The sequence below is a fragment of the Ottowia sp. SB7-C50 genome (assembly GCF_033110285.1).
In the GTDB taxonomy this organism is placed as follows: Bacteria; Pseudomonadota; Gammaproteobacteria; order Burkholderiales; family Burkholderiaceae_C; genus Ottowia.
The window spans coordinates 671,104-696,102 of sequence record NZ_CP136995.1 but is presented as its reverse complement, the minus strand read 5'-3'; the positions used below and the strand labels follow the sequence as shown (position 1 = coordinate 696,102).

The 24,999-nt window shown below is 66.6% G+C and carries 23 protein-coding genes and 1 pseudogene; 5 read left to right on the top strand and 19 right to left on the bottom strand.

Annotated elements, in window-relative coordinates:
- Positions 1 to 14: 14 nt before the first annotated feature.
- The 3 genes from R0D99_RS03325 to rnk form a co-directional block, all read right to left on the bottom strand.
- Positions 15 to 815: a DUF3025 domain-containing protein gene (locus R0D99_RS03325; protein WP_416366018.1), complete on the bottom strand. Its 801-nt coding sequence runs from the start codon at positions 813 to 815 to the stop codon at positions 15 to 17.
- Between the two features lie 376 nt (positions 816 to 1,191).
- Positions 1,192 to 2,232, bottom strand: coding sequence for a dihydroorotase (gene pyrC / locus R0D99_RS03320; protein ID WP_317749962.1), 1,041 nt, complete (start codon positions 2,230 to 2,232; stop codon positions 1,192 to 1,194).
- Between the two features lie 334 nt (positions 2,233 to 2,566).
- Positions 2,567 to 2,992: a nucleoside diphosphate kinase regulator gene (gene rnk / locus R0D99_RS03315; protein ID WP_317749961.1), complete on the bottom strand. Its 426-nt coding sequence runs from the start codon at positions 2,990 to 2,992 to the stop codon at positions 2,567 to 2,569.
- A gap of 584 nt (positions 2,993 to 3,576) precedes the next feature.
- Here rnk and R0D99_RS03310 point away from each other — a divergent pair.
- The 4 genes from R0D99_RS03310 to R0D99_RS03295 all read left to right on the top strand — a co-directional run bounded on the left by R0D99_RS03310 (position 3,577) and on the right by R0D99_RS03295 (position 7,512).
- Positions 3,577 to 4,155, top strand: a complete 579-nt coding sequence (locus tag R0D99_RS03310; RefSeq protein WP_317749959.1) for a TRAP transporter small permease — start codon at positions 3,577 to 3,579, stop codon at positions 4,153 to 4,155.
- Between the two features lie 163 nt (positions 4,156 to 4,318).
- Positions 4,319 to 5,617 carry a TRAP transporter large permease gene (locus R0D99_RS03305; RefSeq protein WP_317749958.1) on the top strand — a complete coding sequence of 433 codons (1,299 nt, stop codon included), beginning with the start codon at positions 4,319 to 4,321 and terminating at the stop codon, positions 5,615 to 5,617.
- A 91-nt stretch (positions 5,618 to 5,708) separates the two neighbouring features.
- Positions 5,709 to 6,749: a DctP family TRAP transporter solute-binding subunit gene (locus R0D99_RS03300; protein ID WP_317749957.1), complete on the top strand. Its 1,041-nt coding sequence runs from the start codon at positions 5,709 to 5,711 to the stop codon at positions 6,747 to 6,749.
- Positions 6,750 to 7,143: 394 nt separating this feature from the next.
- Positions 7,144 to 7,512 (top strand): PaaI family thioesterase, encoded by a 369-nt coding sequence (locus R0D99_RS03295; RefSeq protein WP_317751192.1) that lies wholly within the window; start codon positions 7,144 to 7,146, stop codon positions 7,510 to 7,512.
- Between the two features lie 103 nt (positions 7,513 to 7,615).
- Here R0D99_RS03295 and R0D99_RS03290 read toward each other — a convergent pair whose 3' ends face one another.
- From R0D99_RS03290 to R0D99_RS03270, 5 genes are all read right to left on the bottom strand, one after another.
- On the bottom strand, positions 7,616 to 8,353 hold the full coding sequence (locus tag R0D99_RS03290) for an amino acid ABC transporter ATP-binding protein (RefSeq protein ID WP_317751191.1): 738 nt from the start codon (positions 8,351 to 8,353) through the stop codon (positions 7,616 to 7,618).
- A 180-nt stretch (positions 8,354 to 8,533) separates the two neighbouring features.
- Positions 8,534 to 9,199: an amino acid ABC transporter permease gene (locus R0D99_RS03285; protein WP_317749956.1), complete on the bottom strand. Its 666-nt coding sequence runs from the start codon at positions 9,197 to 9,199 to the stop codon at positions 8,534 to 8,536.
- A gap of 1 nt (position 9,200) precedes the next feature.
- Positions 9,201 to 9,956 (bottom strand): amino acid ABC transporter permease, encoded by a 756-nt coding sequence (locus R0D99_RS03280; protein WP_317749955.1) that lies wholly within the window; start codon positions 9,954 to 9,956, stop codon positions 9,201 to 9,203.
- Between the two features lie 96 nt (positions 9,957 to 10,052).
- A complete protein-coding gene (locus R0D99_RS03275; protein ID WP_317749954.1) occupies positions 10,053 to 10,952 on the bottom strand; it encodes a transporter substrate-binding domain-containing protein in 900 nt (299 codons plus the stop codon).
- Between the two features lie 132 nt (positions 10,953 to 11,084).
- Positions 11,085 to 12,923: an ABC transporter ATP-binding protein/permease gene (locus tag R0D99_RS03270; protein ID WP_317749953.1), complete on the bottom strand. Its 1,839-nt coding sequence runs from the start codon at positions 12,921 to 12,923 to the stop codon at positions 11,085 to 11,087.
- A 41-nt stretch (positions 12,924 to 12,964) separates the two neighbouring features.
- On the opposite strand from R0D99_RS03270, the gene R0D99_RS03265 reads away from it, so the two are divergent.
- Positions 12,965 to 13,426, top strand: a complete 462-nt coding sequence (locus R0D99_RS03265; protein ID WP_317749952.1) for an acyl-CoA thioesterase — start codon at positions 12,965 to 12,967, stop codon at positions 13,424 to 13,426.
- A gap of 65 nt (positions 13,427 to 13,491) precedes the next feature.
- Here the strand turns inward: R0D99_RS03265 and R0D99_RS03260 are convergent, their stop codons facing one another.
- The 11 genes and pseudogenes from R0D99_RS03260 to R0D99_RS03210 form a co-directional block, all read right to left on the bottom strand.
- Positions 13,492 to 13,920 carry a thioesterase family protein gene (locus tag R0D99_RS03260; RefSeq protein ID WP_317751190.1) on the bottom strand — a complete coding sequence of 143 codons (429 nt, stop codon included), beginning with the start codon at positions 13,918 to 13,920 and terminating at the stop codon, positions 13,492 to 13,494.
- A gap of 65 nt (positions 13,921 to 13,985) precedes the next feature.
- On the bottom strand, positions 13,986 to 14,507 hold the full coding sequence (locus tag R0D99_RS03255) for a GNAT family N-acetyltransferase (protein WP_317749950.1): 522 nt from the start codon (positions 14,505 to 14,507) through the stop codon (positions 13,986 to 13,988).
- 74 nt (positions 14,508 to 14,581) lie between these two features.
- Complete coding sequence (locus tag R0D99_RS03250; protein WP_317749949.1) at positions 14,582 to 15,346, bottom strand: enoyl-CoA hydratase; 765 nt, start codon at positions 15,344 to 15,346, stop codon at positions 14,582 to 14,584.
- Between the two features lie 78 nt (positions 15,347 to 15,424).
- Positions 15,425 to 16,294 carry a thioesterase family protein gene (locus tag R0D99_RS03245; RefSeq protein WP_317749948.1) on the bottom strand — a complete coding sequence of 290 codons (870 nt, stop codon included), beginning with the start codon at positions 16,292 to 16,294 and terminating at the stop codon, positions 15,425 to 15,427.
- 66 nt (positions 16,295 to 16,360) lie between these two features.
- Complete coding sequence (locus tag R0D99_RS03240) at positions 16,361 to 17,257, bottom strand: alpha/beta fold hydrolase (protein WP_317749947.1); 897 nt, start codon at positions 17,255 to 17,257, stop codon at positions 16,361 to 16,363.
- A 146-nt stretch (positions 17,258 to 17,403) separates the two neighbouring features.
- The gene (locus R0D99_RS03235) at positions 17,404 to 18,612 is read right to left on the bottom strand and encodes an acetyl-CoA C-acyltransferase (RefSeq protein ID WP_317749946.1); all 1,209 of its coding nucleotides are present in this window, start codon (positions 18,610 to 18,612) and stop codon (positions 17,404 to 17,406) included.
- A gap of 20 nt (positions 18,613 to 18,632) precedes the next feature.
- Positions 18,633 to 21,033, bottom strand: a pseudogene (locus R0D99_RS03230) (3-hydroxyacyl-CoA dehydrogenase/enoyl-CoA hydratase family protein).
- 11 nt (positions 21,034 to 21,044) lie between these two features.
- Positions 21,045 to 21,515, bottom strand: coding sequence for a DUF2147 domain-containing protein (locus tag R0D99_RS03225; RefSeq protein ID WP_317749945.1), 471 nt, complete (start codon positions 21,513 to 21,515; stop codon positions 21,045 to 21,047).
- Entirely contained in the window at positions 21,512 to 23,308 is a 1,797-nt protein-coding gene (locus tag R0D99_RS03220) for an acyl-CoA dehydrogenase C-terminal domain-containing protein (RefSeq protein WP_317749944.1), read from the bottom strand. The genes R0D99_RS03225 and R0D99_RS03220 overlap by 4 nt, the downstream gene beginning before the upstream one ends.
- A 43-nt stretch (positions 23,309 to 23,351) precedes the next feature.
- Positions 23,352 to 24,005 carry a TetR/AcrR family transcriptional regulator gene (locus R0D99_RS03215; protein ID WP_317749943.1) on the bottom strand — a complete coding sequence of 218 codons (654 nt, stop codon included), beginning with the start codon at positions 24,003 to 24,005 and terminating at the stop codon, positions 23,352 to 23,354.
- Between the two features lie 104 nt (positions 24,006 to 24,109).
- Positions 24,110 to 24,979, bottom strand: a complete 870-nt coding sequence (locus tag R0D99_RS03210; RefSeq protein WP_317749942.1) for a fumarylacetoacetate hydrolase family protein — start codon at positions 24,977 to 24,979, stop codon at positions 24,110 to 24,112.
- Positions 24,980 to 24,999 lie beyond the last annotated feature (20 nt).

Below are 24,999 nucleotides of genomic sequence, written 5' to 3'. Positions count from 1 at the left end.
GCGGCGCGAGCGCATCAGCGCACCGCCGACCGCGGGGCCGCGGGCGCCCGCGCCGGGCGAAACACGGTGGCGTCGTAGTAGAACGCCGCGTCCTCGTTGGCGGCCCACCAGCCCGGCACGCCCAGCACCGGCAGCGGCGCGAAGGGCTTGGGCGCCAGCCGCTCGGCCGTCAGCCAGCCGGCCAGCCAGGCATCGGCCTGCTCTATCGTTTCAATAGCAGCCGGCGCTTGCAGGACGTGCGCCGTGATCGATTTGTAGGGCGACACCAGTTTTTCGAGCGCCGCGTGGCCAAACACCCACAGCCGCGCCTGGCGCCACAACGGGCGCAGCGGCCCGAACAGATCGGCCCAGCGGCGCGCGGCCAGCGCCTGCCACAGCGCGTCGGGCGCGGCCAGCAGGGCGCCGTTCTCGTCGAACACGGTGGCGGCGTCGCGCACCGGGCCGCGCGTGGCACGCACGCCGTCGCGCGCGATCTCGGCGTGCTGCAGCGCGTTCAGCGCCAGCTTGGTGCGCGGAAAGGTGCACCACATCAAGCCGTTGAAAAAGTCGTGCAGGTTGTCGCGCGTGGGCACCGCGCGCTGGGTGAAGATGAAGTGCTCGTAGGCCTGCCCTTCCGGCAGCGCCGACTGGGGCACGAAGCGCACCGGCGCGGCACCCGCGGCGTTCAGCGCATCGGCCACCGGCTGACCCGCCACCCAGCGCGCCAGCGCAGCCCCGCCGTGCGCGCCCAGCGGGGCGCACCAGGGCGCGCCCCAGTCGATTGCGGGGGGGCGCCCACGCGCCCGGAATGCCGTCCGTTGCCATCGCCTCCCAATCGTGCCACACGCTGCCGCGTTGCCATGCCCGACACACTGCATGGGCGGTGGCATTGCGAGGGGTCATCTCCAGGTTCGGTGGGCGCCGACAGGGGTGTGCCCCGGGTCGCGTTTTGGTCGCTGCTGCTGCAACCTTCCAGTCGATTGACGCTGCCTGCGGCAGTGCGCTGGCGCAACATCAGCACGAGCTGGCGCAGGCGGTACCCGTCACGTTGGGGATGTGCGCGGCTGGACCTGGTGGCGCCGCATTCGGAACATCGCCCTGACAACGGCGGTGCCGTTTTGTGAGGCATTCAGCTACACAATATGTAGCTGACAATGATCTATAGACGAGGGTTGGTGCGCGGTTGTCTTGGGAAAAGACGCTGCCTGGCCGTCAGACCAGACGCCAGGCCAGCGGCTCGCCGCCCGCCAGCGGCTTGACCGTCGCGTCGCCAAAGGGATAGCTCTCGGGCGGGGTCCAGCTTTCGCGCTTCAAGGTCACGGTACCGGTGTTGCGCGGCAGGTCATAAAAGTCCGGCCCGTGGAAAGACGCAAAGCCTTCCAGTTGGTTCAGCGCACCCGCGGCTTCGAACGCGGCGGCATACAGCTCCAAGGCCGCGTGGGCCGTGTAGCAACCCGCGCAACCGCTGGCGTGTTCCTTCAGGTGGGCGGGGTGCGGGGCGCTGTCGGTGCCTAAAAAGAACTGGGGGCTGCCGCTGGTGGCGGCGTGCACCAGCGCCTGGCGGTGCACTTCGCGCTTGAGGACCGGCAGGCAGTAGTAATGGGGGCGGATGCCGCCGATGAAGATGGCGTTGCGGTTGTAGAGCAGGTGGTGCGCCGTGATGGTGGCGGCGGTGTGGGCGTCGGCGCCCTGCACGTACTGCGCTGCTTCTTTGGTCGTGATGTGCTCGAAGACGACCTTCAGTGCAGGGAAGTCGCGCCGCAGCGGAATCATCACGCGGTCGATGAACACGGCCTCGCGGTCGAACAGGTCGATGTCGGCGTCCGTCACCTCGCCGTGCACCAGCAGCTTGAGGCCGGCGCGCTGCATGGCTTCGAGCGTCTTGTACGTCTTGCGGATGTCGGTGACGCCAGCGTCGCTGTTGGTGGTGGCGCCCGCGGGGTAGAGCTTGAGCGCGACCACGCCCGCATCGGCGGCACGGGCGATTTCGTCGGGCGGCGTGTTGTCGGTAAGGTACAGCGTCATCAGCGGCTCAAAGGCCACGCCCGCAGGTACGGCCTGCCGGATGCGCTCCTGATAGGAGAGCGCCTGCGCCGCCGTGGTGATGGGCGGGCGCAGGTTGGGCATGATGATGGCGCGACCAAACTGCGCCGCGGTGTGCGGCACCACGCTGGCCAGCGCGGCGCCATCGCGCACGTGCAGGTGCCAGTCGTCGGGTCGGGTAAGGGTGAGGGTTTGCGCGGCAGTGCTCATGCCGCGAATTGTCCCACCGCCCACCGCCGAAACCACACGCCATCGGCGCAGGACGATGGCCCGTGTTCAAACGGTCGCGGAACGGGCTAGGAGTCTGCGCGGTAGAAGGCGTCGAAGCGAAACGCGCGAAAAACGAGGACAGCTTCGGTCTACCGACAAGCCCATAGCCGGGCTATGGGCGCCGGAGGTAGCGCCGCGATGGACCGTTTTCTCGCGCGTTGCAGCCGACGCACCTTCTGCCGCGCAGACTCCTAGGCCCGGACGCTGGATCGACCCGGCCGGGGGAAGCCGCGCCAGCGGCACAGCAGGAGCCTGGTCGGGAGCGCAGCGGCGCTCAGGCCGTGTAGTCGCCGCTGGCTTCGGGCTGGAATTCGATGGCCAGCACGGTCAAGGCGCCGGGCTTGCCGTCGGCGCCCTGCCAGTGCGCCACTTCACCGACGCGAACGCCCAGCAGCGCAGTGCCCAGCGGCGACAGCACCGAGATCATGCCCTGCGCGGCGTCGGCGTCGGGCGGGTAGACCAGCGTGACGCTGCGCTCGTCACCGCCGGCCGGGTCGGCCACGCGCAGCTTGGAATACATGGTGACCACGTCGCCGGCGATCTCTTGCGGGCGCACCTGGTCGGCGGCGTCGATCACCTCGGCCAGCACGCTGGCGTGGTCGGATGCCGAGCCGGCCGCGGCCTGGCGGCGCAGCAGGTTGAAGATGCGCACGTGGTCCAGATCGGTGATGGTGCGGTGGAAATTGGCGGCAGGTGACATGGCAGGCTCCTTGGAATTCGATGCGCTCGGGGAGCGCCCTACCTGCTCATGCGCAGGTCATCGACGGAAACGTGAAAAACGGGAAACGGCGCCGCGGCGGGTTGGCCCGACGATCCGGGGGCGCTGCGCTCTAGTCAGAGCGATGGGAGGCGGATGGGTCGTCGGGCTCAGCGGGGTGCGGCGGATGGCCGCGCACGTCGGACCGCCTGGGTCCGCGCCGACGAAAAGACAGTGGGCACGCGCGACCCACCACGCGCCGCGCGGGCGTGCAGGATCAGGTCGCTCAAGGGTTGCATGGGGCGATGATACCGTTTTGCCCGCGCGGCGGCCACTGCTGGTGGCATCCAGGTGACGCTGCACCAGTCGCCGTGACTGCCGGCGCTGGGCTTTAGGTGGGCAGCCAGGCGCAAAGCGCAGCCATGGGCCATGGCGAGGATGGGCAACGCCGCAGGCCGCCGTCCACAGGCGCCAGCGCCCCGAGAGGCCTGGTCAGCCTTGCCTTAACATAGGCCCCTTGGCGGCGCCGCACCTGTGGCGCCGCCTGTTTGTTGGCCCGTACCGCCCGCGAGCGGCCCCGTTTGCTCATGTCCCAACCCACCCCCGACACGGCGCCCGGCGCCCCGCCCCCCGCCGATGCCGGCGCCCCCACCCGCGTGCCGCTGGCCGTTGAAGACTGGCTCACAGTCATCATCATGGCGCTGCTGGCGTGCATCACCTTCGCCAACGTGCTGGTGCGCTACTTCACCAATGCCTCGTTCGCGTGGACGGAAGAGGTGTCGGTGTTCCTGATGATCGTGCTGTCGATGGTGGCCGGCTCGGCCGCGGTGGCGCGCAACCGGCACATCCGCATCGAATACTTTGCCGACAGCGGCCCCGAGGCGCGCCAGCGTGCGCTGGCCAAGTTTGGCGCGGCCATGGTGGCGCTGCTGTTCGGGCTGATCGCCGTGCTGTCGGCCCGCGTGCTGTGGGACGACGTGCAGTACGGCGAGACCTCGCCCGGCATTGGCGTGCCGCAGTGGTGGTACACGATGTGGCTGCCGATCCTGAGCGTGGCCATCATGCTGCGTGCGGTTGGCCTGATGCTGCGTGGCGGCCAGCCCGCGGCGGACAGCGGCGAATTGCCCACATCGCCCGAGGTGCGGGCCGAGGAGCGGGCACCGTGATTCACGACAACAGCAGCGAGCAGCGCACCAGGGCGCAGGTGGCCGCGGAGCAGGCCGTGCCAGCGAACGCCGTGGCCGGACCTGTGCCGGACACTGGCGTTGTCCCCCCTCCCCACGGAGAGGGGGGAAGGCGCGTCAGCGCCTCAGGGGGGAGTGCCGAATCATGATCGCGACGCTGCTGTTCGCCGTTTTTATCGTCACGATGCTGCTCGGCGTGCCGATCGGCGCGTCGCTGGGCCTGGCGGGCGCGGCGGCCATTGCGCTGGCCAATGCCGAGGCGCCCTGGTTCGGGCTGCTGGCGGTGCCGCAGAACTTTTACGCCGGCCTGGGCAAGTACCCGCTGCTGGCGATTCCCATGTTCGTGCTGGTCGGCTCGATCTTCGACCGCTCGGGCGTGGCGCAGCGGCTGGTCAACTTTGCCATCGCGCTGGTGGGGCGCGGGCCCGGCATGCTGCCGCTGGTGGCCATTTGCGTGGCGATGTTCCTGGGCGGCATTTCCGGCTCTGGCCCCGCCAACGCGGCGGCGGTGGGCGCGGTGATGATCGCGGCCATGAACCGCGCCGGCTACCCGGCCAGCTACTCGGCCAGCGTGGTGGGCGCGGCGGCGGCCACCGACATTTTGATTCCACCCAGCGTGGCCTTCATCGTCTATTCGGTGCTGGTGCCGGGCGCGTCGGTGCCGGCGCTGTTTGCGGCGGGCATGGTGCCGGGCGTGCTGGCGGGCATTGCATTGATCGTGCCGGCGGTGTGGATGGCGCGCAAGCACGGCATGGGGCAGCTGGAATCGTCGCTGCCGCGCCCGCCGCTACTGAAAAGCTTCGTCGAGGCCATCTGGGGCCTGGCCGCGCCGGTGCTGATTCTGGGCGGCATGCGCATGGGCTGGTTCACGCCGACCGAGGCGGCCGTGGTGGCGGTGTTCTACGGCCTGTTCGTCGGCATGTTCGTGCACCGCACGATGACGCTGCGCGACCTGTTCCCCATCCTCAAGGAATCGGGCGAGCTGTCTGCGGTGATCCTGCTGGTGGTGTCGCTGGCGGGCATCTTCGCGTTTTCGCTGTCGACGCTGGGCGTGATCGACCCGATCACGCGCGCCATCGTCAACTCGGGCCTGGGCGAATACGGCGTGCTGGCGCTGCTGATCTTGATGCTGATCACCGTGGGCATGTTCCTGGACGGCGTGTCGATCTTCCTGATCTTCGTGCCGCTGCTGTGGCCCATCGTCCAGCACTACAACTGGGACCCGGTATGGTTCGGCGTGCTGCTGACGCTGAAAGTGGCGCTGGGCCAGTTCACGCCGCCGCTGGCGGTCAACCTGATGGTGTCCTGCCGCATTGCCAAGGTGCGCATGGAAGAAACCGTGCGCTGGGTCGGCCCCATGCTGCTGGCCATGGGCCTGGTGATGGTGGCCGTCATCATCTGGCCCGAGCTGGCGCTGTGGCTGCCCCGCGTGCTCGGGTACTGACAGATTTAAGTGTTTTTGGCCGCTGGCGCTGGATAGACAAGCGCAGGCAGCTATTATTTTTGTAGTTCATTTGATGAAGGAGACCGTAACCATGAAACTTCGCCGCACTCTGCTGGCCTTTGCCGCTGCCGCCACCGCGCTGGCCGGCGCCACCTTCGCGCTGCCCGCCGCGGCGCAGAACTACAAGTCCGAATACCGCCTGTCGCTGGTGGTCGGCCCGGCCTTCCCGTGGGGCAAGGGCGGAGAAATCTGGGCCAACAAGGTGCGCGAAAAGACCAACGGCCGCATCAACATCAAGCTGTACCCCGGCGTGTCGCTGATCCAGGGCGACCAGACGCGTGAATTCAGCGCGCTGCGCCAGGGCGTGATCGACATGGCCGTGGGCTCCACCATCAACTGGTCGCCGCAGGTCAAGCAGCTCAACCTGTTCTCGCTGCCCTTCCTGATGCCCGACTACGCCGCCATCGACGCGCTGACGCAAGGCCAGGTCGGCAAGGACATCTTCACCACGCTCGAAAAGGCCGGCGTGGTGCCGCTGGCCTGGGGCGAGAACGGCTACCGCGAGCTGACCAACTCCAAGCACGTGGTCAAGACGCCGGCCGACCTGAAAGGCCTGAAGATCCGCGTCGTCGGCTCGCCGCTGTTCCTGGAAACCTTCACCACGCTGGGCGCCAACCCGACGCAGATGAGCTGGGCCGACGCGCAGCCCGCGCTGGCCAGCGGCGCGGTGGACGGGCAGGAAAACCCGATGAGCATCTTCACCGCCGCCAAGCTGCACACCGTGGGCCAGAAGTACCTGACCATGTGGGGCTACGTGGCCGACCCGCTGGTGTTCGTGGTCAACAAGGAAATCTGGAACAGCTGGACCCCAGCCGACCGCGAACTCGTGCGCCAGGCCGCCATCGAAGCCGGCAAGGAACAGATCCTGATCGCCCGCAAAGGCATGAACGAACCCGGCCAGCCGCTGCTGAAGGACATCGCCGGCATGGGCGTGACGGTGACGCACCTGACCCCCGCCGAGCGCGACGCCTTCGTCAAGGCCACGCGCCCCATCTACGACAAGTGGAAAGGCCAGGTCGGCGCCGATCTGGTGAACGCGGCCGAGAAGGCAATCGCGGCGCGGAAGAAGTAAGCACCCCCCTGAGCCGCTGACGCGGCTTACCCCTCTCTTGCCGGAGGGGGACAGCGCCGATGCCCGGCGCGGGCCCGGGCATGGCGTTCGCTCGGATGGCCTGCGCCGCGGCCTTCGGACGGGGCTTGATGTACGAGCCACGCGAGCCAGCCGTGCATAGCGATCTGCCTCTGTCCCTGCGATAGTGCCTGCCCCCCCGCGAAGGTGGGGACAGCGGTGAAGGTCGACGGCGCATCCTGAACGACGAAAGCTTCCACAGCGCTGCGCCGTTCGCCGCAAATCGGTATAAGCCTTGTCATGCGAACTGCCATCCAGGGGCCGCCCATGACCGATCCCGCTCCGCCCCGACGTCACGGCGCTGCAGGCACTGCTGGCGCCACTTTTCCCCGGCTTGATGGGCGTGCGCCTGCTCGTCGCATCGCCGGACGAAGTGCGGGCCGAGATGCAGGTGCGGCCCGATCTGTGTACGGCCGGCGGCATCCTGCACGGCGGCGCGTACATGGCGTTTGCCGATACGCTGGGGGCGATCGGCACCGTGATGAGCCTCGCAGCGGGGCAGCAGACCACCACCACCGATTCGAGCACCAAGTTCATCCGGGGTGCACGCGCCGGCAGCACCGTGAGCGGCCACGCCGTCGCGCTGCACCGCGGCCGGGGCACGCACGTCTGGCAGACCGAGGTGCGCGACGCCGAAGGCAAACTGTGCGCCGCGGTCACGCAGACGCAACTGGTGATCGATCTGCCCTCATCCCGCGGCGCCTGAGCCGCGGCCGCGCGCCCGCGCCCGGGGCGGCAGGCATGCGGCGGCCATGAAAAAAAGGACGGCGCCTGGCCGTCCTTCGTTGTGCGACGCGCGCCGCGTGCGCTCAGTGCTGCAGGATCTTGTTCAGGAAGTCCTTGGTGCGCGGCTGGCGCGCCTCGGGGTTGCCGAAGAACTCTTCCTTGGTGCAGTCTTCCAGAATGCGCCCGCCGACGTCGATGAAGATCACGCGGTTGGCCACCTTGCGGGCAAAGCCCATTTCGTGCGTGACCACCATCATGGTCATGCCTTCCTTGGCCAGGCCCACCATCACGTCCAGCACCTCGCCGACCATCTCGGGGTCGAGCGCGGAGGTGGGTTCGTCGAACAGCATCACCACCGGGTCCATCGACAGCGCGCGGGCAATCGCCACGCGCTGCTGCTGGCCGCCCGACAGCTGGCCGGGAAACTTGTCCTTGTGCGCCATCAGGCCCACGCGGTCGAGCATCTTGAGGCCGCGCGTCTTGGCTTCGTCAAGGCTGCGACCCAGCACCTTGACCTGAGCAATCGTCAGGTTCTCGGTGACGGACAGGTGCGGAAACAGCTCGAAGTGCTGGAACACCATGCCCACCTTGCTGCGCAGCTTCGGCAGGTCGGTGGCCGGGTCGCTGGCCTTGACGCCGTTGACGATGATCTCGCCTTTCTGGATAGGCTCCAGCGCGTTCACGGTCTTGATCAGGGTGGACTTGCCCGAGCCGGACGGCCCGCACACCACCACCACGTCGCCCTTGTTGATGTTGACCGAGCAGTTGTTCAGCACCTGGACCGGGCCGTACCACTTGGACACTTCACGGATTTGGATCATGTGGTCTGCCATTTTTTTCTCCTTAGGGGATGGAGCGTTGGATTAGTGAATCCAGTCGACTCAATTGACGGTCAGTTCACGCTGCAGCCAGCGAACGCCGTCGCCGGACCTGTGCCGGCGACTGGCGTTGCCCCCCTCGCGCAGCAAAGGAGGAAGGCACGAAGCGACTCAGGGGAATGTTCACCGGATGATCGCGATTTTCTTGTGCAGCCGCTTCACGACATAAGAGAGCGAGAAGCAGATGATGAAGTACAGCACCGCCGCCAGCAGGTACATCTCGATCGGGCGGCCGAAGTTCTTGCCGGCGGTCTCGAAGCCCTTGAGCAAGTCGTAGGCACCGATGGCGTACACCAGCGACGTGTCCTGAAACAGGATGATCGTCTGCGTCAGCAGCACCGGCAGCATGTTGCGGAAGGCCTGCGGCAGGATCACCAGCTTCATGTTCTGGCTGTAGGTCATGCCCATGGCTTGCCCGGCAAACACCTGGCCACGCGGGATCGACTGGATGCCGGCGCGCATGATCTCGCTGAAGTAGGCGGCTTCGAACGCGATGAAGGTGATGAAGGCCGAATACTCGGCGCCGATGGGCCGCCCGATGATGAACGGCACCAGCAGGAAGAACCACAGGATCACCATCACCAGCGGCACGCTGCGCATGCCGTTGACGTAGATGGCGGCCGGCACGTCAAGCCACTTCTTGCCCGACAGTCGCATCAGCGCCAGGATGGTGCCGAAGAAGATGCCGCCCAGCGTGGCCACGATGGTCAGCGTGATGCTGAACCACAGCCCCTTGAGGATGAAGCCCTGGATCAGGTCCCAGTTGACAAGCGAAAAATCGAGATTCATGTCAATGGCCCCCCGCCCCGCCGGCCGCAACAAAGCCCGGCACGCGCGCACGCTTCTCGACAAACGCCATGATGCGGTTGATGACCAGCGCCGAGATCACGTACAGCAGCGTGACGGCCAGGTAGATCTCGATGGGGCGCGACGTTTCTTCGCCGGCCTGCAGCGCGAACTGCGTCAGCTCGGGGATCGAAACCGCGAACGCCACCGCCGAGTTCTTGAAGATGTTCATCGACTCGCTGGTCAGCGGCGGAATGATGATGCGGTAGGCCATCGGCAGGATGACGTAGCGGTAGTACTGCGGCGTGGTGAAGCCCATCGCCATGCCGGCGTAGCGCTGGCCCTTGGGCAGCGCCAGAATGCCGGCGCGCAGCTGCTCGGCAATGCGCGCCGAGGTGAAGAAGCCCAGCGCCAGCACCACCAGCACGAAGGGCGACAGGCTCTTCATGGGCGGAATCAGGGCCGGCGCAACGTGGTACCACAGGAAGATCTGCACCAGCAGCGGGATGTTGCGGAACAGCTCGACCCACGCATTGCCAAAGCGCACCAGCCAGGGGCTGTTGGGCAAGGTTCGGATCACGCCGATGATGGAGCCGACGACCAGTGCCACCAGCAGCGCCGTGAGCGACACGCCGACGGTCCAGCCCCAGGCCTTGAAAATCCAGTTGAGATAGGTGATGTCGCGGCCCGAGCCGAAGCAACCGCTCACCACTTCCGATGTCAGGGTGTCCTTGCAGAACACCTGCCATTCCATGGCCATTTTGGAACCCTCCTGGCGGCGAACGCGCCCGCCTCCTCAATCGACAACGCCCACCCGACAAGGGGTGGGCGTTGAAATCATCGCACGACTGGACGATTATTTCTTGGCGTAGTCTTCCATCGGCTTGTCGTTGGGCGTGGCCCAGGCCGCCTTGGTGCTTTCAGACATCGGCATGTTCAGCGAGACGTTGTTGGGCGGAATCGGCTGCATGAACCACTTGTCGTACAGCTTGTTCAGCGAGCCGTCCTTGATCTGGCGCTTGATGCTGTCGTCCAGCGCGGCCTTCATCTTGGGGTCGTCCTTGCGCAGCATGCAGGCGATGGGCTCGACGCTCAGCACTTCACCGACGATGGCGTAGTCCTTGGGCGCCTTGGACTTGGCGATGTTGGCCGCCAGGATGGAGCCGTCCATCACGAAGGCATCGGCGCGGCCCGACTCGAGCAGCAGGAAGCTGTCGGCGTGGTCCTTGCCCATGACTTCCTTGAAGTCGATGCCGCCGGCGCGCTCGTGCTTGCGCAGCGTCTGCACCGACGTGGTGCCGGTGGTGGTGGCCACGTTCTTGCCGTTCAGGTCCTTGATGGACTTGATGCCCGAGTTGGCCTTGACGGCCATGCGCACTTCTTCCACGTAGGTGGTGACGGCGAAGGCCACGTCCTTCTGGCGCGTGAGGTTGTTGGTGGTCGAGCCGCACTCGAAGTCGATGGTGCCGTTCTGCAGCAGCGGAATGCGGTTTTGCGACGTGATGACCTGGTAGTTGATCTTCAGGTTGGGGTTGCCGGTGGCCTTCTTCAGGTCGTCGACGATGCGCTCGGCCATCTCGGTGTGGAAGCCGACGTACTTGCCGCCGCCAATGGTGAAGCCCAGGCCCGAAGAGTCGCGCACGCCCAGGTTGACCACGCCACTCGACTTGATCTTGGCCAGGGTGTCATTGGACTGCGCCACGGCGGCGCCCGCTGCCATGGCCAGCGCGGCCAGAACCAGAACTTGCTTCTTCATGTAAACCCTTTCAAAAGTAGGTGCGCGTCGCAGAATTGCTGGCGCGAGACCCTATCAACGCATTCTACGGATCGCCGCCTACGGGGTAACCCTGAAAAACCCCAAGCAATTGTCGCGCCGGCGTCGACCCGTTCACGCCACGGCCGGGGCGGCGCGCGACTCGGCACTTTGCTGCAGCGCCCACATGTCGGCGTACCGGCCGTGCGCCGCCAGCAGTTGCGCGTGGGTGCCGCGCTCAACGATGCGGCCGGCCTCCATCACCAGGATTTCGTGCGCGTCCACCACCGTCGAGAGCCGGTGCGCGATGACCAGCGCGGTCTTGCCGCGGGCGGCGCTCTTCAGTTCGGCCTGGATGGCGCGTTCGTTGGCCGAATCCAGCGCGCTGGTGGCCTCGTCGAAGATCAGCACCGGCGGGTCTTTCAGCAGCGTGCGGGCAATGGCCACGCGCTGCTTCTCGCCGCCCGACAGCTTGAGCCCACGCTCGCCCACCATCGTCGCGTAACCTTTGGGCGTGCTGGCAATGAAGTCGTGGATGTGCGCAGCGCGCGCGGCCTGCTCCACCTGGGCGTCGCTGGCGTCGGGCTGGCCGTAGCGGATGTTGTAGGCCACCGTGTCGTTGAACAGCACCGTGTCCTGCGGCACGATGCCGATGGCGCGGCGCACGCTGGCCTGCGTCACGGTGCGGATGTCCTGGCCGGCGATCAGGATGCGGCCGTGCTGCGGGTCGTAAAACCGGTACAGCAGGCGGGCCAGCGTGGATTTGCCCGAGCCCGAAGGCCCGACCACCGCCACCGTCTTGCCGGCCGGAATCTCGAAGCTGACGCCGTGCAGGATCGGCCGCGCCGGCTCGTAGGCGAAATCGACGTGATCGAAGCGCACGTCCACCGGCCCCTCCGTCCGCAGCGGCTCGGCGCCGGGCGTGTCGGCCACCTCGCGTTCGCGGTCCATCAGCGTGAACATCTTGTCCAGGTCGGTCAGGTTCTGCTTGATCTCGCGGTAAATCACGCCCAGGAAGTTGAGCGGGATGTACAGCTGGATCATGAAGGCATTGACCATGACCAGGTCGCCCAGCGTCAGCCGCCCATCCACCACGCCCTGCGTGGCCATCCACAGCATGGCCACCAGACCGACCGCGATGATGAGTTGCTGCCCGGTGTTCAGCAGCGACAGCGTGCTTTGCGACTTGAGCCGCGCACGGCGCAGCTTGTCCAGGCTCTCGTCGTAGCGGCGCGCCTCGAAGCCTTCGTTGCCGAAGTACTTCACCGTCTCGTAGTTCAGCAGCGAGTCGATGGCCTTGGTGTGCGCGGTCGAATCGGCCTCGTTGGCCTGGCGGCGAAACTGTGTGCGCCACTCGGTCACCACGACGGTAAAGGCGATGTACAGCACCAGCGCGCCGCCGGTGATCCAGGCAAACGACGCATCGAACTTCACCGCCAGGATGGTCAGCACCATCGCCACCTCGATGATCGTCGGCACGATGGAATAAAGCGAGAACGACACCAGCGATTCGATGCCGCGCACGCCGCGCTCGATGTCGCGCGTCATGCCGCCGGTCTGCCGCTCCAGGTGAAAGCGCAGGCTCAGGGCGTGCAGGTGCTCGAAGGTCTGCAGCGCGATCTGGCGGCTGGCGCCCTGCGTGGCCTTGGCGAACACCAGTTCGCGCAGTTCGGTGAACACGCTGGTCATCAGCCGCAGCGCGCCATAGGCCAGCAGCAGGCCCGCCGGCACCACCAGCACCGCCGACGGGTCGCCGGGCTTGAGGCTCATGGCGTCGACCAGGTTCTTCAGCAGCACCGGCACGCCGACGTTCGCCAGCTTGGCGCCGATGACCAGCAGCAGCGCCGCCGCCACGCGCCACTTGTACTGCCACAGGTAGGGCAGCAGGCGGCCCAGCGTGCGCCAGTCCGAACGCGGGCCAGCCGGCGCATCGGCGATGGAAGGGGTATGGGACAGGTCGCGGCGGCCGCGCATCGTGGACAATCTCTTTCGGTTTATTCCTGCAGATTGTGACCATGTCTCACTTGTCAAGCTCCGTGACCAGCCATCTGCGCGCGCCCAACACGGCCGCCGTCGACGCGCCCGAAGCCAGCGTGCCGGCCGACCACGTGCTGGTGCTCAAGGTGATTCCGCTGCCGGGGGACGCCAATGCCAACGGCGACATCTTCGGCGGCTGGGTGATGGCGCAGGTGGACCTGGCCGGGTCGGTGCTGCCGGCGCGCTATGCGCAGGGCCGCATGGCCACGGTGGCGGTGAACCAGTTCATCTTCAAGGCGCCGGTGCGCGTGGGCGACATCCTGTCGTTCTACGCCAAGATGGAGCGCATCGGCCGCACGTCGATGACGGTGAACGTGGGCGTGTATGCCGAGCGCTTCAACAACCAGGGGCGCTACATCAAGGTGACCGAGGCCACGCTGACCTACGTCGCCATCGACGACCAGGGCAAGCCGCGCGAGGTGCCGCGCCAGGAAATCTGATCGAATCGGGCTGCAGCGCTTGTCTGACAAGCGCAGACAGCTACTAAATTAGTAGCATTGGAGATTCACGACACGATGTAGGCCGCCGCACCCGTGGCGATCAGCGTTCCGTCGGGGCCGTGAAATTCCATGCGCGTGCTGGCCACGCGCGAACCGAGGCGCAGCACTTCGCCGCGCGCGGTAAAGAAGTCGCCAATGCCCTGGCGCAGGTAGTCGATGCGCAGGTCAATGGTGCCGAGCTTGAGAAAGCGCTCCAGCCGCCGTGCGGGGGGCTCGTCCATGTGGCGCGCGCCGATGGCCGCCATCACCGCCACGCCGCCGACGGCGTCCAGCGTGGCGCTGATCACGCCGCCGTGCAACCGGTGGTAGCTGAAGTGGCCCACCAGATCGGGCCGCATGTCGACCCGCGCCATCACATGGTCGGCGGCCAGTTCGACCACCTGGATGCCCAGCACGCGGTTGAACGGAATGCGTTCTTCGAAGACGTGGCGCAGGCCTTCGACGAATTCGGGCTCGAAGGCCTGGGGTGGCGTGGGGGGTGGGTCGGGTCATGCGGGCTTCAGCCGTCAACGGGTTGCGCGGGAGTATCCAGGATCAGCTGATAGAACGCCACGTCGAGCCAGCGGCCGAACTTGAAGCCCGCCTGGCGCACCGTGCCGGCGTGGACGAAACCCAGTTGCTGATGCAACGCGATGCTGGCGTCGTTGGCGGCGTCGATGGCGCCCACCAGCACGTGCTTGCCCTGCACGCGCGCGGCGTCGATCAGCGCGCGCATCAGCAGCGACGCCAGGCCGCGGCCGCGTGCGTCCTTGTGCACATAGACCGAATGTTCGACCGTGTATTTGTACGCCGGAAACGCGCGCCACGTGCCATAGCTGGCAAAGCCAAGCAGCGTGCCGGCGTCGTCCACCGCGCCGATCACCGGAAAGCCGCCCGCCGCCTTGGCGTCGAACCAGCCCCGCATGCTGGCCAGCGTGCGGGGCTGGTAGTCGTACAGCGCGGTGGAGGTGACGATGGCGTCGTTGAGGATGTCCAGAATGGCCGGCGCGTGCGCGTCGTGGGTGCAGTCGATCAGCTGCATGGCGCCATTTGCTATTTAAAAGTGAGCTGTATGCGCTTGCCAGACAAGCGCCAGGGGCCGGATGGAATCGTATGTCAGCACTGGCTGAAGTCGGGCTTTCGCTTTTGCATGAAGGCCGTCATGGCTTCGCGCGCGGCGGGCTCGCCCAGCATGCGGCCGAAGTGCGCGCCCTCCTCACCCATGCGCTCAAGCACGGCCTTTTGCTGGTCGCCCTTCATCAGTTGCTTGGTGGTGATCAGGCTGCTGGTCGGCTTGGCGGCCAGCTTGCGGGCCTGCTGGGCTGCAAAGGCGTTGGCCTCGGTGGGCGGCAGCACGCGGTTGACCAGGCCGACTTCGAGCGCGGCCTCGGCCATGAACGGCTCGCCCAGCAGCAGCGCCTCGGCCGCGCGGTGATAGCCGAACATGCGCGGCACCAGCAGGCTGCTGGCCGCTTCGGGGCACAGGCCCAGGTTGACGAAGGGCATCGAAAACGCCGCGTTGTCGCCCGCGTAGACCAGGTCGCAGTGAAACAGCATGGTGGTGCCCACGCCCACGGCCGGGCCGCACACCGCCGCGACCAGCGGCTTGGGGAAGGTGGCGATGGCGCGCAGGAAGCGGAACACAGGCGAATCCATGCCCGCCGGCTTGTTCTTCAGGAAGTCCTCGATGTCGTTGCCGGCGCTGAACACCGTCTCGTGGCCCTGAATCACGACCACGCGCGTGGCGGCATCGTCCACGGCTTTTTCCAGCGCCGTGGCCAGTGCGTCGTACATGGCGACGTTGATCGAGTTCTTGCGCTCGACGCGGTTGAAGGTCAGCGTGAGCACGCCGTCGGCGTGGTGGGTGAGGATGTCGGACATGGTGTCTTGCGTTCTAAATACTATGAAATAAATAGCTGCTCGCGCCTGTCAGTCAAGCGCTGGCGGCCCGTTCGACTGCTATTCCTTGTAATAGACGATCTGGTGCGTGGTGGCCAGCAGATGGCCGGCTTCGTTCCACAGCTCGGCGCTCTGGTCGAAAAAGCCGTTGAAGAAGGACTGCGAGCGCGCCTGGCCGAGCAGATAGCCCTCGCCGGTGGCCGCCAGTTCGTCGGCGCCGGCGTGGAAGTAGACCGTCATCGACACGGTGCCAATGGGCGTCATCAGCGCGCGGCGGCGCCAGATGCGCGGAAAGAACGCATCGGCCAGCGCGGTGAGACTCAAAAAATCCAGCGGGCGCGGCGGATCGTCGCGCAGCCACAGTTGCGTCAGGCTGTCCGCCTCGGTGCCGTCCCAATGCTGCGGGATGGCGCCGGCCAGCGGACGCATGTCGTAGCGACCGACCCAGCGCACGCGGTCGGTGAAGGGCGCGCGCGGCACATCGGCCGGCGCGGTGACGGCGGGCATGGGGCTGTCGACGGCGCTCCAGGTGTCGCGCCGCACGGCGGTCACCGCGGTGGCGGTCAGCATGACGGCGTCCACCCCATCGGCGCCCGACTGCGTCAGCGTAACGGTCCAGTGCTGGGTGGAGCGGTTGGTGCGCACGGGCCGCGCCTCGACGCGAAATGGCGCGTCGACCACGGCGGCCGCAAAGTTGACGGTGAGCGCCACCGGCTCGCCCAGCAGCTGCGGATGTTGCAGCACGGCTTGCAGCATCTGCGCCGCCGTCACACCGCCGAACGGGCCGACCATGTTGGCGTAGGCAGGGTGCGGCTGGCCGTCAAAGCGGGCCGGCGCGTCGCGGCCGTGCGCCTGCGCCGTGGCCGCCACGGGCGTCAGCGCAAGCGCTTCGTCGAACGGATGCGGGGCCATCGGCTGGGGGCGCGTCATGGGCGGAATCGGGTGGGTGAATGCATGGCCTGTGACATTAGCATGGGCGCGCGGCGGCGGTGTCACTCAGGTGCCTTGGGTGGAGGGCTGGGCTCGCTCGGCGGCCAGTTCACGCAATGCCGTCAGCGTGTAAGGCCACAGGTTGCCCGCAAAGCGCGGATGAAACCAGCCCAGGTGCCCGATGCGCGCCGCGCCATGCTCGGGCGGATGCACGCGCTCGATGCGATGCGGCGCGTTGGCATACAGCGACAACAGGCTCTGCGTGCCGGGCAGCGTCATCATTTCGTCGTCGGTGATTGACAGCGCACGGATCGGAAAGCGCACCGCGCCGTAGCGCGCCAGCGCGCTCGGCCCTTCGGCGCCGCTGTAGCGCGGGTGCAGGCACCAGCGCCGCCACTGGCGGATGACGCCGGCCGGCAGGTCGCCCACCGCCCCCAGCCGCTTGCCGGGAAAGTAGCCAAACAGCGGCGTGAGCGTGGGCACCAGGCCATGCCACATGAACAGCGCGCGGCGGCGCAACTGGGGCGCATTGAGGCGCCAGTAACCGCTGCCGGTGGCCACGCCCAGCAGGCCGGCAATGTGGTCGGTGCGCTCGAACAGACCCGGCAGTTGGGCGCCCAGGCTGTGGCCGATCAGCAGCAGCGGCACGTCGGGTGCCTGGGCGTGCAGGTGCTGGACGACGGCTTCGTAGTCGGCGCGCCAGTCGTTGAGCGTGGCGTCAACATGGCGCAGGCGGCGCCCGTGCAGCTTCAGCGAATCACCGTAGCCGCGGTAGTCGAAGGTGAGCACACGCACACCTTGCGCTGCCAGCCACGCGGCAAAGTCCGCATAGCGCCGCTGCGGCACGCCCATCGCGGCGCCGATGACGACTTGCAGCGTGGGCGCGCGAGGCGGCTCAAACAGCCGGGCGGCGACCCGGCCGTGGCGCGGGGTGTCGAGGTGCAGGGTGCGAGCGCAATTCACGTCAAGAGAATTTCATCCAAAGAGCCGGACGCGAAGGACGCAAAGGTTTCGCGAAGAACGCAAAAGGAAAAACGAACGAGTATTGAATTCCTTCGCGCTCTTCGCGTGACCTTCGCGCCCTTCGCGTCCGGCTGTTTGCGACTTTTTCAAACCCGCTCGAAGATCCCCGCCGCGCCCTGCCCCATGCCCACACACATCGTCACCATGCCGTACTTCAGCTTGTGGCGGCGCAGCGCATGCACCACGGTGGCCGAGCGAATGGCGCCGGTGGCGCCCAGCGGGTGGCCCAGCGCAATCGCCCCGCCCATGGGGTTGACCTTGGCTTTGTCCAAGCCCAGTGTGTTGATGACGGCCAGCGACTGCGCGGCAAAGGCTTCGTTCAGCTCGTACCAGTCAATCTGGTCCTTCGTCAGCCCCGCGTACTTCAGCGCCGCCGGAATCGCCTCGATCGGGCCGATGCCCATGATGTGCGGCGGCACGCCACGGCTTGCATAGGACACAAAGCGCGCCAGCGGCGTCAGGCCGTATTTCTTGATCGCTGCTTCGCTGGCCAGGATCAGCGCGCCGGCGCCGTCGCTGGTCTGCGAACTGTTGCCAGCTGTGACCGAGCCACGCGCCGCAAACACGGTGCGCAGCTTGGCCAGGCCTTCGAGCGAGGTGTCGGGGCGCGGGCCTTCGTCGATGTCGACCGTGCGTTGCGTCTGCGTGACTTCGGCGGTCTTGAGGTTCACGCTGCGCTCGGTCACGGTGACGGGCGTGATCTCGTCCTTGAACTCGCCGGCGGCAATCGCCTTCATGGCGCGCTGGTGCGATTCCAGCGCGAACTCGTCCTGCGCGGCACGCGACACCTTCCACTGCTGCGCCACCTTCTCGGCCGTCAGGCCCATGCCGTAGGCGATGCCGTAGTCGTCCACGTTGTCGGTGTTGCCAAAGATGGTGGGCGACAGGCTGGGGTTGTTGCCCATCATGGGCACCATGCTCATGCTTTCCACGCCGGCAGCGACCATCACCTCGGACTCGCCCACGCGGATGCGGTCGGCGGCCATGGCCACGGCCGACAGGCCCGAGGCGCAGAAGCGGTTGACCGTGATGCCGCCCACACTCTTGGGGTAGCCGGCCAGCACGGCGCCGATGCGCGCCACGTTCAGGCCCTGCTGGGCTTCGGGAATGGCGCAGCCGCTGATCACGTCCTCGATCGCAGCGGGGTCGAGCCCCGGTGCCTGCTGGACGACTTCGCGCAGCACGTGGGCGAGCAGGTCATCGGGCCGCGTGTTGCGGAAGTAGCCCTTGTGCGAGCGCCCGATGGGCGTGCGGGTGGCGGCGACGATGTAGGCGTCTTGAACTTGTTTGGTCATGGTGTGTTCTTCCTCGCCGATCAATTGCGCACGGGCTTACCGGTACTCAGCATCCCCATGATCCGCTCGTGCGTCTTGGGGTTGCCCAGCAGCGTGGTGAAGGCTTGGCGCTCCAGCGTCATCAGGTATTCCTCATCGACCAGCGTGCCCGGATCGACGTCGCCGCCGGTCACCACGTGGGCAATCAGGCTCGACACGTAGAAGTCGTGCTGGCTGATGAAGCCGCCGTCGCGCATGTTGACCAACTGGCCCTGGATGGTGGCCTTGCCGTCGCGGCCCGCCACGGCAAACTGGCGCTTCATGGGCGGGCGGTAGCCGGCGCGGTGCATGGCCTTGGCTTCGTTGATGGCCACGTAGAGCAACTCGTCCTTGTTGGGCACGATCACGTCGCTCCACAGCAGGTAGCCGAGCTTGCGCGAATCGATTGCGCTCATGCCCACCTTGGCCATGGCGGCGGCGGTGAAGCCTTCGGTGAGGAAGTGCAGCAGGTCCTTGTCGGTGCTGGCCTGCGCGTTCTCGGCCGCGCGGCGGGCGATGTAGGCGAGCCCCCCCCGCGCCGGGCACCAGGCCCACGCCCACTTCCACCAGGCCCATGTAGCTTTCCATGGCGGCCACGCGGCGTGACGAATACACCGCCAGCTCGCAGCCGCCGCCCAGCGCCATGCCGCGAATGGCCGAGACCACCGGCACGTTGGCGTAGCGCAGGCGCAGCATCATCTCCTGCAGCTCTTTTTCCATCGAATCGACCAGGCCCGCGCCGCCGGCCACGTAGCCGGGCAGCATGGCCTGCAGGTCGGCGCCGACGCTGAAGGGGTCGTCGCCCGGCCAGATCACCAGTCCCTGGTAATCGGCCTCGGCCATCTCCACCGCCTGCGCCAGGCCCTCGCCCGCGTCGGGGCTGATGGCGCGCATCTTGGTCTTGAGCGTGGCGATGACGATCTCGTCGTCGAGCGTCCAGACGCGGATGGCGTCGTTTTCCAGCAGCGTCTTGCCGGCCGTTTCAGGGCGCGGGCCGCCTTCGCCCAGCAGCAGTTCGGGGAACAGCTGGCGCTCGTACACGGGCAGCACGCGCCGCGGTTCAAACTGGCCCGTGGTGGGGTTCCACGAGCCCTTCTCTGTGTGCACGCCGCCGGCTTCGGCCACCGGGCCTTTGAACACCCAATCGGGCAGCGGCGCCTTCGACAGCGCCTTGCCCGCATCGATGTCGTCCTGGATCATCTGGGCGACTTCGAGCCAGCCGGCTTCCTGCCACAACTCGAACGGCCCTTGCTTCATGCCAAAGCCCCAGCGCATGGCCAGGTCGACATCGCGCGCGGTTTCGGCAATGTTCGCCAGGTGCACGGCGGCGTAATGAAAGCTGTTGCGCAGAATGGCCCACAGGAACTGGCCTTGCGGGCCTTCGCTGTTCTTCAACAGCTTCAGGCGCTCGCCCGCAGGCTTCTTGAGCATGCGGCCGTACACCTCGTCGGCCTTCTGGCCGCTGGGCACGTACTCGTCTTTTTCCAGATCAAAGCGCAGGATGTCGCGGCCGACCTTCTTGTAGAAACCGGCGCCCGTCTTCTGGCCCAGGTTCTTCAGCTCCAGCAGCTTGGCCAGCACGGGCGGCGTGCCAAAGCTGTCGTAGAACGGGTCGGTGTCGGCCGACAGGTTGTCCTGCAGCGTCTTGATGACGTGCGCCATCGTGTCCAGGCCCACCACGTCGGCGGTGCGGAAGGTGCCGCTGCTGGCACGGCCCAGGCGCTTGCCAGTCAGGTCATCGACCACGTCGAAGGTCAGGCCGAATTTCTCGACTTCCTTCATCGTCGCCAGCATGCCGGCGATGCCGATGCGGTTGGCGACGAAGTTGGGCGTGTCCTTGGCCCGCACCACGCCCTTGCCGAGCGCGGTGGTGACGAAGGCTTCCAGCTGGTCCAGAACTTCCGGCTTGGTGGTCGGCGTGGCGATCAATTCGACCAGCACCATGTAGCGCGGCGGGTTGAAGAAGTGGATGCCGCAAAAGCGCGGGCGCAATGCCTCGGGCAGCGCCTCGCTCAGCTTGGTGATCGACAGGCCCGACGTGTTGCTGGCCAGGATGGCGTTCTTGGCGACGAAAGGCCCGATCTTGTGATACAGGTCGCTCTTCCAGTCCATGCGCTCGGCGATCGCTTCGATCACCAGGTCGCAGCCCTTGAGCTTCTTGAGATCGTCGTCGTAGTTGGCGACTTCGATCAGCGCCGCGTCCTCGGCCACGCCGAGCGGCGCGGGCTTGAGCTTCTTCAGGTTTTCGACGGCCTTCAGCGCGATGCCGTTCTTGGGGCCTTCCTTGGCGGCCAGGTCGAACAGGATGACCGGCACCTTGCAGTTGACGAGATGAGCCGCGATCTGCGCGCCCATCACGCCGGCGCCGAGCACGGCGACTTTCTTGACGTTGAATCGGGACATTCTGTGTTCCTTCACTGGACCCGCGTCCAGGTCTGCGTGCGCCCAAACGGCCCGATGGAGCCGCGCACTTCGAGCTTCTTGCCGCCGTCGATGGGTGTCAGGCGCAGCGCGTAGTCGCTGCCTTTTTCGGGGTCGAGCACGCGGCCGCCTTCCCACACGTCCTTTCCTTCGGCTTTCTTGGCGCCGCGGATGATTTCCAGGCCCGCCACCGGCTTGTCCTTGCGGTCATCGCTGCACTTGTCGCACACGGCTTTCGGGTCAGCGTCCTTCTTCAGGATCTTCTCGATGCGGCCGGTGAGCACGCCGGCGCTTTCGGTGATGACGACCTGCGCCTTGGGTTCCTTGGTCTGGTCGTCGATGCTGCGCCAGGTGCCGACAGGCGTCATCTGCGCCAGCGCCACACCGCCATTAGCTACTAAAACAATAGCTGCAAGCGCTTTTGCAGCAAGCGCCAGGGGCTTTTTTTTATTGAAATGCATCATGCCAGTGCCGCCTCGGTGTCCAGCAGGTTGGCCACGCCCGAACGCGCGGTGCGCATCAGGCTGGCCGTCTCAGGGAACAGGCGCGCGAAGTAGAAGCGCGCCGTTTGCAGCTTGGCGGTGTAGAACGGATCGGTGCTGCCTTCGGCCTGTTTTTTAAGCGCCACACTGGCCATGCGCGCAAAGAAGTAGCCAAACACCAAGTGGCCCGCCACGCGCAGGTAGTCGACGCTGGCACCGCCCACTTCGTCGGCGTTGACGAAGCCCTTGAAGCCGATTTCGGTGGTGAACTTGGTCATCTGGTCGGCCAGGTAGCCGAGCGGGTTGATGAACTCGCTCATCTTCTCGTTTACACCTTCTTCCTCGACCAGTTGCGCGATGAGCTTGCCAAACTTCTTGAGCGTGGCGCCCTGGTTGCCCAGGATCTTGCGGCCCAGCAGATCCAGCGACTGCACGGTGTTGGTGCCTTCGTAGATCATGTTGATGCGCGCGTCGCGCACGAACTGCTCCATGCCGGTCTCGTGGATGTAGCCGTGGCCGCCAAACACCTGCATGGCGTGGTTGGTGGCGGCAAAGCCGTTGTCGGTGAGGAAGGCCTTGATGATGGGCGTGAGCAGGCCCACCACTTCGTCGCTGTCCTTGCGCACCTTTTCGTCGGGGTGGTACAGCGCCTTGTCGAGCAGCATCGAGGTGTAGATGGCCATGGCGCGGCCGCCCTCGGCATAGGCCTTGGCGGTGAGCAGCATCTTGCGCACGTCGGGGTGCACGATGATGGGGTCGGCCGGTTGGTCCTTGGCCTTGGGGCCGGAGAGGCTGCGCATCTGCTGGCGCTCCTTGGCGTAGGCCAGGGCGTTCTGGTAGGACACCTCGGTCAGGCCAAGCGACTGGTTGCCCACGCCCAGGCGCGCGGCGTTCATCATCACGAACATGGCCGGCAGGCCCTTGTTGGGCTCGCCCACCAGGGTGCCGATGGCACCGTCCAGGCTCAATTGCGCGGTGGCGTTGCCGTGGATGCCCATCTTGTGCTCCAGGCCGGTGCAGAAGATGGGGTTGCGCGCGCCCAGCGAGCCATCGTCATTGACGTGGTACTTGGGCACCAGGAACAGGCTGATGCCCTTGCTGCCCTTGGGTGCATCGGGCAGGCGGGCCAGCACCAGGTGCAGGATGTTGGGCGCCATGTCGTGCTCGCCGGCGCTGATGAAGATCTTGTTGCCGGTGATCTTGTAGGTGCCGTCGGCCTGCGGCTCGGCCTTGGTGCGCAGCAGGCCCAGGTCGGTGCCGCAGTGCGGCTCGGTCAGGCACATGGTGCCGGTCCATTCGCCGCTGGTCAGCTTGGGCAGGTATTTCTTTTTCTGGTCGTCGGTGCCGTGAGCGTGCAGGGCTTCATACGCGCCGTGCGACAGGCCGGGGTACATGGTCCACGCCTGGTTGGCGCTGTTCATCATTTCGTACACGCACTGGTTGGCCACGAAGGGCAGGCCCTGGCCACCGTATTCGGGGTCGCACGACAGCGCGGCCCAGCCGCCTTCGACGTATTTTTCGTACGCGTCCTTGAAGCCGGTGGGCGTCTTGACTTCGTGCGTGGTCTTGTCGAGCACGCAGCCTTCGCTGTCGCCGCTGAGGTTGATCGGCTGGATGACTTCAGCCGCGAACTTGCCGCCCTCTTCCAGCACGGCGTTCAGCGTGTCGGCGTCGATGTCGGCGTGGCGCGGGATGTGTTTCAGTTCGTCGACGACGTTGAGCACTTCGTGCATCACAAACTGCATGTCGCGCAGCGGCGGGGTGTAGATGGGCATGGGGATTGGCTCCTCAGGTTGTCTGCGAAAGGTGAATAAGGATTCAGGCGGCGTAGCGCGCCAGAATGTTGTCAAAGCCCCGCACGGCGCGCTGCATGGCGCCGCTGCGGTGCAGAAAGCGTGCTTCGTAATGAAGCACCAGGATCAGTCCATGAATCTCGAAGGTGATCTGGCGCTCGTCCACGTCGGCGGCCAGATGGCCCTCCTGCCGGGCCTGGGCGGCGGCGCGCTCCATCGCTTCCATCCAGGCACTGACGGTGGCGATCAGCGCGTCGCGCACCGGGCCAGGGCGGTCGTCGAATTCGACCGCGCCGCTGATGAAGATGCAGCCCGAATCCAGCTCGGCGCTGGTGTAGCGCATCCAGTGCTCGAACAGGGCGCGCAGGCGCGGCAGGCCGCGGGCCTGCTGCATGGCCGGCTCGAACACGTCGCGTTCGAAGCGGGCGTAGTATTCGCGCACCACCGACACCTGCAGTTCGTCGCGCGAGCCAAAGTGGGCAAACACGCCCGACTTGCTCATGCCCATGACGTCGGCCAGCGCGCCGATGGACAGGCCTTCCAGCCCCACCTGTGCGGCCATGCGCAAGGCAGCGTCAACAATGGCCGCCTTGGTCTGCTGGCCCTTCGCCAGCACACGCGCCCGCCGAGCACGGGGCGCGGCGGCGGCTTGCGGCGATGGGGTGGTGGTGTCAGGCATGGGCAATAAACGAACGGTCGTTCGATTTTGCACCATCCCGCCGAACGCGCCAAGCGGGCGCGCCCACCTCGAAGCTAGGTATTTACCCTGATCGCAGCCGCCGGTCAGCGTGCGCGATAGGCCACCACCTTCTGTGTCTGCGTACCCAGGCCTTCGATGCCCAGCGTCATCACGTCGCCGGGGCGCAGGTAGCGCGGTGCCGGCTGGCCCTGCGCGTCGCGCAAGCCCATGCCGACGCCCGGCGGCGTGCCGGTGGTCAGCACGTCGCCCGGCGCCAGCGTGATGAAGCGGCTGACGTAGCTGACCAGCCGCGCCACGCCAAACACCATGGTGCGCGTGTGCCCGGTCTGCATGCGCTGGCCGTTCAGGTCGAGCCACAGGCCGAGGCGCTGCGGGTTCGGCACGTCGTCGCGCGTCACCAGCCAGGGGCCGATGGGGCCGAAGGTGTCGCAGCCCTTGCCCTTGTCCCAGGTGCCGCCGCGCTCGATCTGATATTCACGCTCGCTCACGTCGTTGACCACGCAATAGCCGGCCACGTGGGCCAGTGCGTCCTTCTGCGCGACATGCCGCGCCGTGCGGCCGATGACCACGCCCAGTTCGACTTCCCAGTCGCTCTTCTTCGAGCCCTTGGGCAGCATCACCTCGTCATCCGGCCCCTGGATGCAGGAAATGGCCTTGGTGAAGATCACCGGCTCTTTCGGAAGGGGCATGCCGGCCTCAGCCGCGTGGTCGGCGTAGTTCAGGCCGATGGCGATGAACTTGCCGACGCCGGCCACCGGGCAGCCCAGCCGCGGCTGGCCTCTGACCCGTGGCAGCGTGTCGGGCTTCAGGCACCGCAGCCGCGCCAGTGCCGCGTCACCCAGCTGTGCCGGGCCGATGTCGGGGATCACCGCGGAAAGGTCGCGCAACTGGCCCGTGTCGTCCAGCAGACCCGGCTTTTCCTTGCCGGGCGCGCCGTAGCGAAGCAATTTCATGCCATCACCTTGTCAAATGA

Coding starts and splice junctions, on each gene's coding strand:
- pyrC (WP_317749962.1), bottom strand. CDS start 2,232: ATGAGCACTGCCGCGCAAACCCTCACCCTTACCCGACCCGACGACTGG.
- rnk (WP_317749961.1), bottom strand. CDS start 2,992: ATGTCACCTGCCGCCAATTTCCACCGCACCATCACCGATCTGGACCAC.
- R0D99_RS03310 (WP_317749959.1), top strand. CDS start 3,577: ATGTCCCAACCCACCCCCGACACGGCGCCCGGCGCCCCGCCCCCCGCC.
- R0D99_RS03305 (WP_317749958.1), top strand. CDS start 4,319: ATGATCGCGACGCTGCTGTTCGCCGTTTTTATCGTCACGATGCTGCTC.
- R0D99_RS03300 (WP_317749957.1), top strand. CDS start 5,709: ATGAAACTTCGCCGCACTCTGCTGGCCTTTGCCGCTGCCGCCACCGCG.
- R0D99_RS03295 (WP_317751192.1), top strand. CDS start 7,144: ATGGGCGTGCGCCTGCTCGTCGCATCGCCGGACGAAGTGCGGGCCGAG.
- R0D99_RS03290 (WP_317751191.1), bottom strand. CDS start 8,353: ATGATCCAAATCCGTGAAGTGTCCAAGTGGTACGGCCCGGTCCAGGTG.
- R0D99_RS03285 (WP_317749956.1), bottom strand. CDS start 9,199: ATGAATCTCGATTTTTCGCTTGTCAACTGGGACCTGATCCAGGGCTTC.
- R0D99_RS03280 (WP_317749955.1), bottom strand. CDS start 9,956: ATGGCCATGGAATGGCAGGTGTTCTGCAAGGACACCCTGACATCGGAA.
- R0D99_RS03275 (WP_317749954.1), bottom strand. CDS start 10,952: ATGAAGAAGCAAGTTCTGGTTCTGGCCGCGCTGGCCATGGCAGCGGGC.
- R0D99_RS03270 (WP_317749953.1), bottom strand. CDS start 12,923: ATGCGCGGCCGCCGCGACCTGTCCCATACCCCTTCCATCGCCGATGCG.
- R0D99_RS03265 (WP_317749952.1), top strand. CDS start 12,965: ATGTCTCACTTGTCAAGCTCCGTGACCAGCCATCTGCGCGCGCCCAAC.
- R0D99_RS03255 (WP_317749950.1), bottom strand. CDS start 14,507: ATGCAGCTGATCGACTGCACCCACGACGCGCACGCGCCGGCCATTCTG.
- R0D99_RS03250 (WP_317749949.1), bottom strand. CDS start 15,346: ATGTCCGACATCCTCACCCACCACGCCGACGGCGTGCTCACGCTGACC.
- R0D99_RS03245 (WP_317749948.1), bottom strand. CDS start 16,294: ATGACGCGCCCCCAGCCGATGGCCCCGCATCCGTTCGACGAAGCGCTT.
- R0D99_RS03235 (WP_317749946.1), bottom strand. CDS start 18,612: ATGACCAAACAAGTTCAAGACGCCTACATCGTCGCCGCCACCCGCACG.
- R0D99_RS03225 (WP_317749945.1), bottom strand. CDS start 21,515: ATGATGCATTTCAATAAAAAAAAGCCCCTGGCGCTTGCTGCAAAAGCG.
- R0D99_RS03220 (WP_317749944.1), bottom strand. CDS start 23,308: ATGCCCATCTACACCCCGCCGCTGCGCGACATGCAGTTTGTGATGCAC.
- R0D99_RS03215 (WP_317749943.1), bottom strand. CDS start 24,005: ATGCCTGACACCACCACCCCATCGCCGCAAGCCGCCGCCGCGCCCCGT.
- R0D99_RS03210 (WP_317749942.1), bottom strand. CDS start 24,979: ATGAAATTGCTTCGCTACGGCGCGCCCGGCAAGGAAAAGCCGGGTCTG.